13 protein-coding genes are annotated in these 11,971 nt (G+C 65.4%); 1 reads left to right on the top strand and 12 read right to left on the bottom strand.

Features of this window, described 5'->3' with window-relative positions; all coding sequences use genetic code 11:
• Window positions 1-90: 90 nt before the first annotated feature.
• The 12 genes from QSK36_RS17840 to QSK36_RS17790 form a co-directional block, all read right to left on the bottom strand.
• Complete coding sequence (locus tag QSK36_RS17840; RefSeq protein WP_285783189.1) at window positions 91-450, bottom strand: WGR domain-containing protein; 360 nt, start codon at window positions 448-450, stop codon at window positions 91-93.
• A gap of 87 nt (window positions 451-537) precedes the next feature.
• Window positions 538-1,422 (bottom strand): hypothetical protein, encoded by an 885-nt coding sequence (locus QSK36_RS17835; RefSeq protein ID WP_285783188.1) that lies wholly within the window; start codon window positions 1,420-1,422, stop codon window positions 538-540.
• Window positions 1,419-2,222: a hypothetical protein gene (locus QSK36_RS17830; RefSeq protein WP_285783187.1), complete on the bottom strand. Its 804-nt coding sequence runs from the start codon at window positions 2,220-2,222 to the stop codon at window positions 1,419-1,421. The genes QSK36_RS17835 and QSK36_RS17830 overlap by 4 nt, the downstream gene beginning before the upstream one ends.
• Complete coding sequence (locus QSK36_RS17825) at window positions 2,219-2,647, bottom strand: hypothetical protein (RefSeq protein WP_285783186.1); 429 nt, start codon at window positions 2,645-2,647, stop codon at window positions 2,219-2,221. The genes QSK36_RS17830 and QSK36_RS17825 overlap by 4 nt, the downstream gene beginning before the upstream one ends.
• A gap of 152 nt (window positions 2,648-2,799) precedes the next feature.
• The gene (locus QSK36_RS17820) at window positions 2,800-3,003 is read right to left on the bottom strand and encodes a BldC family transcriptional regulator (RefSeq protein ID WP_285783185.1); all 204 of its coding nucleotides are present in this window, start codon (window positions 3,001-3,003) and stop codon (window positions 2,800-2,802) included.
• Window positions 3,004-3,130: 127 nt separating this feature from the next.
• Complete coding sequence (locus QSK36_RS17815) at window positions 3,131-4,807, bottom strand: ParB/RepB/Spo0J family partition protein (protein ID WP_285783184.1); 1,677 nt, start codon at window positions 4,805-4,807, stop codon at window positions 3,131-3,133.
• 169 nt (window positions 4,808-4,976) lie between these two features.
• Window positions 4,977-5,345, bottom strand: a complete 369-nt coding sequence (locus tag QSK36_RS17810) for a hypothetical protein (RefSeq protein ID WP_285783183.1) — start codon at window positions 5,343-5,345, stop codon at window positions 4,977-4,979.
• Between the two features lie 218 nt (window positions 5,346-5,563).
• A complete protein-coding gene (locus QSK36_RS17805; RefSeq protein WP_183544992.1) occupies window positions 5,564-6,544 on the bottom strand; it encodes a sigma-70 family RNA polymerase sigma factor in 981 nt (326 codons plus the stop codon).
• Window positions 6,545-7,539: 995 nt separating this feature from the next.
• The gene (locus QSK36_RS17800) at window positions 7,540-9,165 is read right to left on the bottom strand and encodes a serine/threonine-protein kinase (protein ID WP_285783182.1); all 1,626 of its coding nucleotides are present in this window, start codon (window positions 9,163-9,165) and stop codon (window positions 7,540-7,542) included.
• Between the two features lie 355 nt (window positions 9,166-9,520).
• Entirely contained in the window at window positions 9,521-9,826 is a 306-nt protein-coding gene (locus QSK36_RS17795) for a hypothetical protein (RefSeq protein WP_285783181.1), read from the bottom strand.
• Window positions 9,827-9,836: 10 nt separating this feature from the next.
• Window positions 9,837-10,208, bottom strand: a complete 372-nt coding sequence (locus QSK36_RS43520) for an ATP-binding protein (protein ID WP_352240586.1) — start codon at window positions 10,206-10,208, stop codon at window positions 9,837-9,839.
• Window positions 10,209-10,384: 176 nt separating this feature from the next.
• Window positions 10,385-10,771 carry an SsgA family sporulation/cell division regulator gene (locus QSK36_RS17790; protein WP_183545000.1) on the bottom strand — a complete coding sequence of 129 codons (387 nt, stop codon included), beginning with the start codon at window positions 10,769-10,771 and terminating at the stop codon, window positions 10,385-10,387.
• A 222-nt stretch (window positions 10,772-10,993) separates the two neighbouring features.
• Here QSK36_RS17790 and QSK36_RS17785 point away from each other — a divergent pair, with 222 nt between their 5' ends.
• Window positions 10,994-11,704: a GntR family transcriptional regulator gene (locus QSK36_RS17785; protein ID WP_183545002.1), complete on the top strand. Its 711-nt coding sequence runs from the start codon at window positions 10,994-10,996 to the stop codon at window positions 11,702-11,704.
• The last annotated feature ends 267 nt before the right edge of the window (window positions 11,705-11,971 follow it).

Here is an 11,971-nt window from a genome sequence, read left to right as displayed (position 1 = left end):
GGTGAGCGGCGGCCAGGAGGGGTGCCGCCGACGAGGGGATTGAGACGAGGGGTATGAGCGCGGAGACCAACGAGGGGAAGGTGGGTGTGGTCAGTCGTGGGTCAGTTCGGGCGCGGCGGCGAGAAGGTTGTCGAGGATGCGCTGGCGGACATGCCTTTGCACACCCTGATCGCCGTCGCAGACCTCGCTGTAGTCATCGAGGGCGATCTCGAACTCGGTGACCGGCCGAGATGCCCGGTAACCCTTGCGTTCCTTCTCCGTCGTGATCCTGACGGCGCGGTCTCGGACCTGCGCGAGACTGGGCAGGGCTTGGAACTGGAACTGACCCAAGGCGCCGTATTTGGCGTAGTTGGTGATCAACAGGCGGTGGGTGACGATGACCCGGTAGACCTTGTTGCTGTTGGCACTGACGTCCCGGTAGTGCAACTCCCAGCCAATGGCACGCACCATCGACGCTGCCCTTTCCATGCGTGGCGGGTGAGGTATGCATGTGCCGGGGCCCGGCTGTAGGCAGCCGGGCCCACGCAAGGCGGTTGCTTACTGGGTGGGTGAGGTGTAGCCCAGCCGCGCCAGCTGTTCCGGATTCAGGCCCGCCAGGGCGGGCGGTGCCGCCGTCATCGGGGCCGCGGCAAGCGGCGCGGCGCCACCTGTGGTCTGGGGCGGCGAAGCGGGTGCCGGGGTCGGCTGGGCCGGAGTCGCGGGGACGAGCTGGCCAGAAGCGGTGGGGGACGGAGCAGGGGCGTGAGCAGCTGCCGCCGGGACCGGCTGGCCAGCGACTTGGGGGATGTGCTGGCCAGGAATGGCCGCAGCCCACGGGATCGCCTGGCCGGGGGCAGTCGGAGCAGGAATCGCCGCGACGGGGGTGGCGGGAGCGCCGGTGGCAGGCAGCGTCGGATAGGCGGGCGGCTGACCGGGCGGCACCGCCGGGGTGAGAGGAACGGCCGGCGTCGCCACAGGGGTGGGGTTGTTGCCGAACAGCATCGCGTCGACGGCCGCGGCCGCGGGGGGAACGTACTGAGCGCTGAACAGCTTGGACGGCTTCGCACCTGCCACCTTGGGCTGTGCGTCAGCGACGTAGGTGACGGTGAGCCGTCCACCCACATCGAGTCTGACGCCTGGACCGACAGCCTTCAGGGCGTCGCGGATGGCGTCCTTCATGTGGTGGCGGGCGTACAGCGCCCGCAGGCCGTCGTCGTCGCGGATGCTGGGGTCGCGCTCCTCGGTGGCGAGCACGATCTTCAACTGCAGCTGCGGGGTTCCGTCGTCCCAGACCATTGGCTTGTTGGTGCCGTACTCCAGGCGCTGCACCACCTCCGGGTAGCGGGCGATGATGCCGGTGACCGTGTGGCCGATCGGCCGGTCGAAGCTCACCGACGGCATTCCGCCTTGCAGCAGGAAATCGTTGGCGTCGGGCATGGTCATGAGGTCTCCTTAGAGGCGATCAGATCGATCAGGGATTCGGTAGGGTGGGGAAGGTTGAGCTCTCCGGGACAGCCGCGTGTCAGGTCGCGGCTGCCGGGCTTGAACCACTCGCAGTGGTGGCAGGCGGCGTTGGAGGTCTGCAGCAGCGGCAGCGCCTGGACGCCGGCTACCTTGACGGCGGCGGCGATGGCGTCCACCTGGGCCAGGGCCTGACGGGCGATGCGTTCGTCGAAGGGTTCCCACCAAAAATGGCGTCGGCTGTAGCGTTCGCTGCGCGGCAGGAAGGCGATCATGACGCCGTTTACGGGGAACCCACGAAGCCGCCAGCCCAGGCCGTACGTGTGGACCTGGATTCGGTACTGCTGGCCGGGACCGCGGGCGCGGTAGCGGGCCAAAGAGGTCTTACCGACGAGCTTCCAGTCGATGACACCGCCGGTGAGCCGGTCGTACACGTCGCTGGTGCCGTCGATGTCCTCGCCCGCGATCTGACCGACGTGGACCTTCTGCTCGACCAGGAACCGCGGCCGCCCGTCAGGGGCCAAAATGGAGGGGAGATCCTGGGCGATCTTGGCGTGAAAGGCCGTCCCTAGATAGGCCTCCCACTTCAACGTGTGACGGCACGGCGGGACGCCCGCAAGCTTGTACCCGATCCGCCGGTGGCATGGGCAGCCGATCTCCGAAGGGCCTAACTGCTGCTGCAGAGAGCGAGGCTGGTGGCTGGCGATGTGAGCGATGATCTGGTCGATATCGGTTTCCAGCGTGGCGAACGGCTCTGCGGCGACTGGCGACGACGGAGTCATGGTGGGTCACCGCCGGGGAACGCCTCAGGCAGCAGCCGGATCTGATACTTGCCTGGTGTCACCTTGGTGTAGCTGTCCCGCATGGGCTGCAGCTGGGGGTGGTCGTTGAAGAACGCGTCGGTCTGGAACCTACGGCTTCCTCCCTGCTCTGCGCCCCTCATGATCGGAATGCCGCTGATCAGGCCGATGCCACCGTCCACGCCGAGCTTCGGGCGCAACACAGCCACTGCCTGTTCCGCGATCTCGTTGAGCTCATCTTCCTTGGCCTTGAGCTCTGCCTGGCGCTTTCGTAGCTCCTCGCGTTCTGGCTCGAGTTGAGCGTTGGCCATGTGGACCCGGCGAAGGACATCGACCCATTCCAGGGCGTCCGGATCCGCAGATAGCTCCACCTGCGGCAGGTTGTCGTTCTTGCGCGCCTTGGCCATTATCGGCCTGCCGTTCGCGCTCTGATCGCCGCGTGACCGGGGAACGAGCGGGCCACAAGCATGGCGAAGTCACATCCTCTCGAGAGAAGCAAGCTGCCCTGGTCGCGCGGCGCGCGACCAGGGCAGCGGTTGTGGATGCGTGAAGGTATGGGCTACGGCACCGTGGGGCTGGTGTCGTGCTGGCTGCGCAGGATCTGGACCTCCGTCTCGCGGTAGCGGCGGTGGCCGCCGAGGGTGCGGAGGGAGGTGAGCTTGCCTGCCTTGGCCCAGCGGGTGACGGTCTTGGGATCGACGCGGAACATGGTGGCGACCTCTGCGGGCGTGAGCAGCCTCTCGGCCTGGGACAGCAACTGCATTGGAATGTGGTCCTTCCGTTGGTGATCGACAGCTATTGCTGGAGCAGTGCGAGTTCCGGCCATGGCAACGGTGTGGGTGAGGTTGCTGGCCTGAGATCGCAGGTAGGAGGGTCGGATGCCGGGCGTGCTACTCGTCGGAGTTCATGTCGCCGTCGAGGTCCGGGTCGACGAAGGCGTCCGGGTTGTAACTGTCCGGCTCCTTGGTGGGTTCGTTGAGTGGCATGCCGTCGCCGCGGTCATCCGCCTCGCGGTTCACCGTGTGGCTCTCGTCCGGCTCGCCTTCGTCAGGTGAGCCGTCCGCCCCAGCGGTGCTGGCGCCGGCCGTCTCGTCGGAATCGTTGAGCTCGGCGCTGGCGGCCGTGAGCGATTCGGCAGTGGAAGCGGCGTAGTCGATGTCGTCGCCGACGTACGGCAGGCCGTACGCGACGGCCTGCTCGATGGGACAGGGTTTGTAGCCCGCTTCGATGAGGAACTCCAGCCACCGGCGAGCGTCTGCAGGCGTGCAGGGGCTCCACTTGTCTGACCGCCAGGTGTTCCTGGCCTCCCCGGCCAGGGTCATCTGGTGCTCGAACGCGACCGCGATCGGCAGCAGCGCCAGCAACTGCATCTTGCCTGGGCGAGCGGTGGCCACCGCATCCGCGTCCACCTGCTTGCCGGCGAACTTCGCCCACAGTTCGCTGTTGGAGGCTGATGCGAGGCGATCGCGTACCGGTTCCGGCATGGTCATCAGCATCCGCGTGATGAAGGCGAAGGTGTGCTTCGGCGCCGTCGATCGGGCGAAGAGCTGACGGAGCCAGTCGTGGCGGACGCCGGCCGCAGCCTTCCACGCCTTGTTGCCAGCGATGACGCGACGGCGTTCCTCCGGATCGGCCTTCGGTCTCTGAGCCCGACTGTCTTCATAGCGGGGCGGGCTGTAGCCATGCACGGCAGGTGTAGTGCACCAGTACGACGGGCGGGTGCTCCGACCACGAAGGTGCGCCGTGTGGCCAGCGCATTCGTGATGGGTGCTCGAGTCGAAGTCCTTGACCTGATAGCCAATGCTGTCCACGCGAACGGCCCCATCGGGGATGTCCTCGGTGATGGCAATCCCCGCCTGGGTGAGCTGCTCGACCAGCGCCTGGTACGCAGCCAGCTCCGCCCGTTCGTTGCGGACGTACTCGACGGCGTACTTCACGGAGGTGTTCCGGCCACGGTTGATCATTCCCATGACCTGGTCCATGGCTTCGTTGTCGCCCTCGAATTCCGCGAGGAGTGCGTAATCCTCAAGGGTCCAGTCGTAGTTCGCAGCGGCGGCTTTGTCGCGGACCTCCCGCGGAAGCCGGGAGGCCTTGAGGGCCGTCCTCAGCGTGGCGGCCTTGAAGCCGGTCTTCCTCCAGATCTCCGTTCTCGTCGCACCGGCTTCAACGGCATCGAACAGCGCCTCCGCCACCTCCTGCGGGGAGAGCCCTTCACGCTGCTCGGCGGTCGTCACCTGGCCGATGAGCTGCCGCGCCTTGTCCGCCGTCAGCGTGAAGTCGATGATGCACTCAAGCTTCTGCATCCCCGCCTGTCGGGCGCCCATCAGGCGGCGGTTGCCGTCGTACACCCAGTAGGGCACGTCGGCACCCTCCGGAGCCGGGAACACGATCAGCGGGTGCTCCTGCAGCGCCTGGAGGGAGCGGCAGAACTCGGGGGTGATCTTGTACTCTTTCCGCTTGTTCCACGGGCTGAGGTCCAGGTCCTTGACCTCGATCTCCGTGAAGACCTTGTGATCGGGTCTTGTGAACGCGGCACTTTCCTCGTCGAGGTCGTTCGCTACCGACATTCGGTACTCCTTCCGGAGGCCGGACATTGTGTGAGGAGAAAGGCCGGCGCGGATAACGCGCGGGCCATAAATCGGTGCAACTGCACGAAATCGGCCCCGGACCCGTCGCGGATCCGAGGCCGAGGATGGGTGGTGACGGTCAGATGGGCCAGAGGATGGGTGGTGACGGTCAGATGGGCCAAGGGACCGAGCCGTGCAGCCTGGACTCAGGGTCCGAGGACTTGCAGATGTTGATCGGCCCGGCGAGCGGTTCCCAGCCGAATGATCCGCAGGCCCAGCCGACTTCCCCGACGACCACGATGTCGCCCACGCTCAGCGACCGGTTCCCACGCGCGCGGGACTTCTCCGCGCGGGCATCCTCACCGACGTTAAACGTGGTGAATGCCTCCTCCAGAACCTCCTGCGGGTTCCGGGCCCGTTCGGCAGGGATGTCGTAGGCGTACACCTTGAGCATCGGGTGATCAGACTGCCAGCCGCTCACAAGGTTGTCCGGAAAGGCGGTGTTGTGCCAGATGCTGACCGTGATGACCGCGTCCACCGAGAGTCCCTTTCGCTGCCTGCCGCCGGCGGGTCGTTCCCCCGGCGCTGGGACTGGTTGCCCGCGGGTTCTCGGCGCGGGGGAAGGCTCGCCGAAGGCGACCGCGCGCAGCGCGGCTTGGCCTTCCGCCGCGCAGAGGTTCCGCGGGACAGTCCCGGCGGCGCCGGGGGCGACCCTCCGGAGGTCATCACCTTGTGCTTGCCTTGCTGGCAGTGGTGTCAGCTCAGCCAGGCCCTCAGGTTCTCCTGCACTGCTGGATCACGGAGCTTCGCCAAAGCTGCTTTCTCGATCTGCCGGATCCGCTCCCGGGTCAGACCGAACTCCTGCCCGATGTCGTCGAGGGTGCGCGGATGACCGTCGACGAGCCCGAATCGGCGAGTTATGACCTCCGCCTCGCGTTCGGACAGCACGTTCAGTGCCCGCTGCATCGCCTCGCGGCGCTGGGTGTCGATTACCACCTCAGGCGGTTGCGGCGCATCGAGGTCCTCGATGAGGTCGCCCACCCGGACACGGCCCGTCTCATCCAGCGGAGCGTCGAGACTGATGGGCTGTTGCTGGCGCACATTCAGGAGGTACGTCGTCTGCTTCACCGTCATATCCAGCGCATTGGCGAGCTCGGTTACGGTGGGATCCCTGTTGAGGGTCTGCTCCAGACTTCGCTCGACCCGTCGGATCCTGCTCAGTTCTTCGTGGACATGGTTTGGCAGGCGCACGGTCCTGCTGCGCTCCGCAAGCGCCCGCTGGATGGATTGGCGAATCCACCAGGTCGCGTAGGTGGAGAACTTGAATCCCTGGACGTAGTCGAACTTCTGCACGGCTCGGATCAGCCCGAAGTTTCCATCGCTGATCAGGTCGGGTAGCTCCATGCCCCGGCCGGTGTAGCGCCGGGCAATCGAGACGACCAGGCGCAGGTTCGCCTCGATCATGCGCTGCTTGGCCTGCTCGCCGAGGCGGGAGAGCGCCTGGAGTTCGGCATAGAGGGTGTCGGGAATCGTCAGGCTGCTGGGGTCGAGCTGGTCAAGCTGCTCCTGGGCGAACAGTCCCGCTTCGATCTGCTGAGCGAGCTCCACTTCCTCTCTGGGCGTGAGCAGAGGCACACGGCCGATCTCCTTCAGATACAGCTGGACGCTGTCGCCGACGGTGGCGTCAGCGTCCAGGTCCTGCTCGCTAGCCGCATGTTGCATGGCCGTTGCGATCACTGGACACCTCCAGGGAGCAGGCGAAGCCTGGCTGGCGCCAGCTCACGCTGAGGCGTTCGAAATGCGCCGGTCTCGGCCGTCTGCGCGGAGTTCAACAGGGGTGGCATCTGAACGTGGGGCGCTCTGCCGACCCTCTTCGATGCGACGGAAGTGCCCCTGAACCATCGGCTCTCGGTGAGGCGGACGACGTCCTGAACGAAGGTCCCGGCGGCGGTCAGAGCGTCCTCGCACGCGTCCAGAGCAGCAAGTAGCCGGGTGCTGCTTCCGTAGCCCAGCAGCAGAGCTTCGACGGCACCCGCTGCGGTTACGGCAGCGGCGACCTCGGTGGCAAGGTCACGCACATCGGCAGCGGGGGACGACACCTCGGCACGGACGATGCCTGATATTCGTGGGCGCAGTGTCGTTCTGACGACCTCCTGGAAGGCCAAGACAACCACTGTGTCGCTCCCGTGACTGAACGCGTCGCTCGCAGTGTGCAAGTCGGCGACAAGGTGAACTGTCAACGGCGGCCGGCGCTGGTAGGGCGGGGGATCAATGAGAGCAGTCATAAGCGAGGCGACCCTTCGCAGATGGGTGAAGGAGACGACGAAGCCCCCGGCACCGCGGGGGCGCCGGGGGCTGAGTCCAGAAAGGTGACCAGAGGCCGAGACAAGCAGCGGGGAATTAGTGGCGACCCCAGGATGGGTCAGCTGAGCGGCTGTCGGAAATCAGTGCTGTGCGACGGGTGGAGGTCCGTCCCGACTGGCGGCCGGGAGCGTCCGCGGCGGGGAAGGGAGGCAAATCCGGCAGCCAGCCCGTCAAGATCTTTTGCGCTTCTCCCCCGCGGAACTATCCGCATTGGCTCAGCGCAAAAGATCTTGTAAGGGATGGCAGCTCTGGCGGATTTGCCTCCCGTCCGCTGCGGACGCAGGCTGCAAGTCGTCGGGACGGCCCGTAGCCGGTCTGAGGACCCCGCGCTGCGGCTGGGCGAGTAGTGGGGCTTTCTCCTGAGGTCCTTATCGCACCCGCCGCGTTGCCGTTCTCTGCCGCATTGCCGGCTCGGTGGTACGCGATGTCTGCGGGGGAACAGGTCGTGTGGGGCCAGCAGTCGCAGTTGTTGATCGCAGGTTCGCCACCTCTGGCCGTCCATAGATTCTCGCCAGGACATCGGGTGGTGTCTGAATGTAGCGACCTGCCTCGGCCTCCGCACGAGTGGTCGGCCGACGGTTCCTGGCACGCTGTTGCAGCTGTTCAAGCTGTCGCTCGGCGATCACCTCAGCGAACTGCTCATCGCCGAGGGGTACCTCCCTCCCCTCGTTGACCACTGTCAGCGGTTCGTCGGTGAGGCCGCGGTTGTTCGCAGGATTGCGTAACCACTCTGCTGCACGCTTCGGGATTCGGTCGGCCACCACCTGCGGCGCGGTCGGGTCGGGGAAAGGACGAACCGCGACGACATGAATGATCGGCCGGTCATCCGGCACGTTGCCGCTCCCGACCTTCCGGAGCGTCTGAGGGTTGACCTGCCGATAGATGATCTGGTGGGAGGGAGCGTCCGGGCTGCCGCCGAAGTATCGCGGCCTGAACTCCCGGAGGTCGACGTCACGGCGAGCTGGGGCAGTCCCGGATTCCGTCCCAGCCGGAGTCGACCGCTTGCGGTCCTGGGGTTGAGGTCCGCGCATCGTCAGATCCCGCAAGTGCGCAGCCGCCTGCTGCTTGGCTCCCGCAGGAAGCTGCCGCAACTCGGCATCGACCCCCGGCGATATGCGGAGGTTATAGCGACGGTCTCTGGGTAGCCACTGCGTCATCTGCCTCTCGAAGGTTTCCGCAGGAGTCGCTGCTCGAGTAGGCACAGGCGCGGACGCGACAGTCTGGCCGTTGATTTCAGCAGCGACCTTGCTCGCCACCCGGACCACCCGGGCTCCCTCGATCTGCTCGCGCCCAGCCTCGACGACGGGCAGCGAGTATCTCGGCGTCTCACCCTGGTTCGCTCCCCTCGACAGCTCGGTCCGGAGCTTGAGTTCGTTCACATACTCAGCGACCGCGGCGTCGTCGAGTTGCCCAGGCCCCTGAACGGCGAGCACCTGCACTGCGGGCGCGTTCCCAGGAGCGTGCTTCTCATTCAGGATGCGGTAGACGATGCGCCCTTCAGGCTGAAGCCGCTCAGCGATCGTGTCTGTCAGCGCGCCGTCGACACGATCGGTGATTCCAACGAGGCGAACGACGCTCCGTTGATCGGAGTACACGCGCGGCTCGTATTGATAGACGAGCCCGTTGCCGTCCCCAAGAGGACGCACGTGGAGCCCCGACACCAGCAGGCTCGGCGTTTCGAGTTCCAGGTCATCTGTACTGGGACCATTGACCGCCAGATGCCGGATCTGGTCGAGCGCCGCCTGTTTGGCCTGTGGATTAGGGAGACCTCGCAAGTCGGTGACGGCGCCGGGGACGGCGCGGATGTCGTTGCGGCGCTCGCCGGGAAGCGCCATGCGCAGCCGCCGCTCGAACTCCTCCATCTCCGGGGAGCTGACGACACTGGCGAAGCGCGCTTCGTGCCAGGTGCCTCCGATCTTCGCTGGATCGCCGATGAGAGGACCTCCACTCCCCGGCAGGTCATAGACCAGGGAGTGGACACGCATGACGGCCATCTGCTGATCAGATGGGGACAAACGGTTGATGTCTGAGAGCGTCCCCGGCTCCCAGATGAGGTCGCGTCGCGGGCGTGGCGGTGGGGCAGGTGCCGGCCGAATGTCTCGGATTCCGCTGACTGCCTGCGGCTCCGGTGCTACGTAGTTCTCGTCATAGGTTGAGGGGTGGGGCCTGTTGTAGACGTTCGGCACCCCGTCCGGCCACGCACGTTCGGGATTGTTGCTGTTGTCCCATGGTCCGACGCTCTGTCCGACTCTGCCGGCGGCCGATCCTTGCGCGAGTGCTCGGGCGGTGGCACGTATTTCCTCCGTGCTCGGAGATACGTATTGATCTGCTGCAGCATTGGAGCGGTCTTCAGCCATCGCTCACCACGAGGTTGCCCTGATCGTCTGTCGTCATGCCCAACTCCATGGCAAGTTGCTCGGTGGCCGGCGGGGCGGCCTCGGCGGCGGCACCGTCCATCGCCTGCTGCAGCAGGGCGAACAGTTCATGGGAGATGACGACGGCAGTTGTTCCGTTGCCAGCGTCCAGGAGGACCGGTTGGGCGAACAGCCCGTCCGAGGCGATGCTGGTTACCGCATCGCGCAGATCACCTTCAACGTCATGCCGGGGATATTCAGACGACTGCATATAGCAGTTATAGACCCTCGACACATCCATTGACGAGACTTTACTGGTGCCTGTCAGATACGGGACGATCGAATCGGCACCAGACGCAGCGGCTTCCGCCGGATGTGTACGTCACGTCGTAGGCGTCCACGAGATCATGGACTAGCGCGATACCGCGGCCACCTTCCTCCACATCGGTGGGAACATAGCGCGCCGATGCGCCCGAGCCGGAGCCTTGATCTGTGACACTCAGCTCCACCCATCCTTCTTCGCCGCACCTCACCTCAAGGAGAACGTGGCCGTCTGGGTCGCCAGATGCGCTGTAACGGATCGCATTGGTGACGAGCTCGCTCACGACCAACGCGACTTCGTCGACCAGGGGCCAGGAAGGCGGCAAGGCGGCCATCGCCCACTGACGAGCATGGCTGACCATGTCCGGGAGGCCCTCGAACGCCCGGACTCGCACAGATGTTGCACGTTCGGTTTTCATTAGCCGCTCTCACCCCTCTTCTTGTAGGTGGCGTGACTGCGCCTGCGAGCATGCGCAAGCGGCGCTCGCTGGGCGATCGGGGCAAGCTCCAGGCCACGCGGCAGCCGCCCTGGCGTAGGTCATGAATCAGTTCGCTTGAGTAACCGCGCCACTAGCAGGTCGATGTCCCACTCGGTGTCCGCGGGAGCGCACTCGTAGGTCTGCGCGAGGAAGTCCGCCAGGTCGTCGTACTGCACGAGCAGGGTCATTTGCCGGCTCGTCCGGGCGGCAAAAGTCAGCGCGGTGTAGTGGGGATCTGCTGCAGGCCCGGCCAGCACCTCGCCGAGTCCTACCGGTCCGCTCAGCCCTCGGCGCAGGAACTCGCGATCGTAGGTGTAGGTCACGTGTGTGCGCCCGCATGGGCTGGGGATGGTGATGCGCACCACGAACGGCACGGCGGGGTCGTATACTCCTTCGCCCTCGAAAGGCTGTTCGGGATCCACCGGGTCGACGAATCGGAGGAGCATTCGTACTTCTTTAGAGGTCAACTCCTCGCCCCCTTCGGGAGGAAGTGCATGAGGCATGCTGCTCCTAACGCGACCAACACGAGAGGCCGTACTAGTATGCGCAGACCATTACGCGCGTACTAGTACGCTCCCCTAAGTGTGAGGTGGTGTCAAGTAGCGGACTAACCTGGGTGGGCAACTGAGCCAGCACGGGGGCCAGAGCAGTGAGATTTTGGAGGTTTCGTGGCGAAGGCTCGCTACCAACAGATCGCCGATGAGCTGCGGTCCGCCATCGAAACGGGCGAGTACGGACCAGGGGCTCTACTGCCGTCGTTGGTGAGACTGGCTGAGCGATATGGGGTGGCGAAGGGCACTGCGGTCCAGGCACTAGGAGTGTTGGAGCGGGAAGGCCTTGTCGAAGCGATTGAAGGCAAGGGCTTTATCGTTCGGCCTCGGCCGATACGACAGCAGTACACAATGGACCGCTATGCACGGCGGAACTGGCCTGGTACCCGTCGGCATCTGACGCTGGATGTGGCAACCGTGCCGGCTCCGGAGGTCGTCAGTCGCAGGCTTGGTATCGCCCCGGGGGCAGACGTACGGGTCCAGGGCTGGATGATTCTCGTCAACGAGCGGCCGCATGAGCTTGCATTCAGCTACCTCAAATCCAGCCTGGCGGAAAGGATGCCACTCACAGAGCCGATCCAGGGCCCGTTGGATACTCTCGCTCACATCGAAGGACTGGGAGTACGCATCGGAGAGGTGCAAGAGGAGTTGACCGCGCGGACCCCAGACAGACGAGAGACAGAGGCACTGAGACTTCCAGCGGCGGCACCCGTGATGTCGTTGGTCCGCACTGCCTTCGATGTCTCCGGGCGACCTGTCGAGGTCATGATCGCAACTCTCGTTGGCGATGCATCAACCTTTGTTTACAGGTTTCCCGTCTCAGAGTGAGCGGGTGGAGCGGCGGCGACAGCCGGAGTAGGAACCCGCACCCTCATTCAGCGTTATATGCAGGGCGAGGCGCTGGCTGCTGCGGAAGGGCCAGAGGTCTACCGCAGACATTATCGTCGACCCGCCCCAACCTTGACTCAGTCGCCTGAACCGGCTCCGTAAATCACGGTATTCTGCCTGCGGACCTGTGATGAGGCCGCTGGAAAGGCCGTACCCCCACAAGGGTGCGGCCTTTCTGTATGCCCGCACCCATGAACATCTCTAGGA

This window comes from Microbispora sp. NBRC 16548, assembly GCF_030268985.1.
Lineage (GTDB): Bacteria > Actinomycetota > Actinomycetes > Streptosporangiales > Streptosporangiaceae > Microbispora > Microbispora catharanthi.
Note: the sequence above shows the minus strand (reverse complement) of the source record. Positions and strands in the feature narration are given on the sequence as shown.

Bases quoted from the DNA above. Each gene is read 5' to 3' on its own strand.
- QSK36_RS43520 (WP_352240586.1), bottom strand. From the start codon at position 10,208: ATGGTCAGCCATGCTCGTCAGTGGGCGATGGCCGCCTTGCCGCCTTCC.
- QSK36_RS17825 (WP_285783186.1), bottom strand. From the start codon at position 2,647: ATGGCCAAGGCGCGCAAGAACGACAACCTGCCGCAGGTGGAGCTATCT.
- QSK36_RS17815 (WP_285783184.1), bottom strand. From the start codon at position 4,807: ATGTCGGTAGCGAACGACCTCGACGAGGAAAGTGCCGCGTTCACAAGA.
- QSK36_RS17840 (WP_285783189.1), bottom strand. From the start codon at position 450: ATGGTGCGTGCCATTGGCTGGGAGTTGCACTACCGGGACGTCAGTGCC.
- QSK36_RS17835 (WP_285783188.1), bottom strand. From the start codon at position 1,422: ATGACCATGCCCGACGCCAACGATTTCCTGCTGCAAGGCGGAATGCCG.
- QSK36_RS17820 (WP_285783185.1), bottom strand. From the start codon at position 3,003: ATGCAGTTGCTGTCCCAGGCCGAGAGGCTGCTCACGCCCGCAGAGGTC.
- QSK36_RS17800 (WP_285783182.1), bottom strand. From the start codon at position 9,165: ATGGCCGTCATGCGTGTCCACTCCCTGGTCTATGACCTGCCGGGGAGT.
- QSK36_RS17790 (WP_183545000.1), bottom strand. From the start codon at position 10,771: ATGCTCCTCCGATTCGTCGACCCGGTGGATCCCGAACAGCCTTTCGAG.
- QSK36_RS17795 (WP_285783181.1), bottom strand. From the start codon at position 9,826: ATGGATGTGTCGAGGGTCTATAACTGCTATATGCAGTCGTCTGAATAT.
- QSK36_RS17830 (WP_285783187.1), bottom strand. From the start codon at position 2,222: ATGACTCCGTCGTCGCCAGTCGCCGCAGAGCCGTTCGCCACGCTGGAA.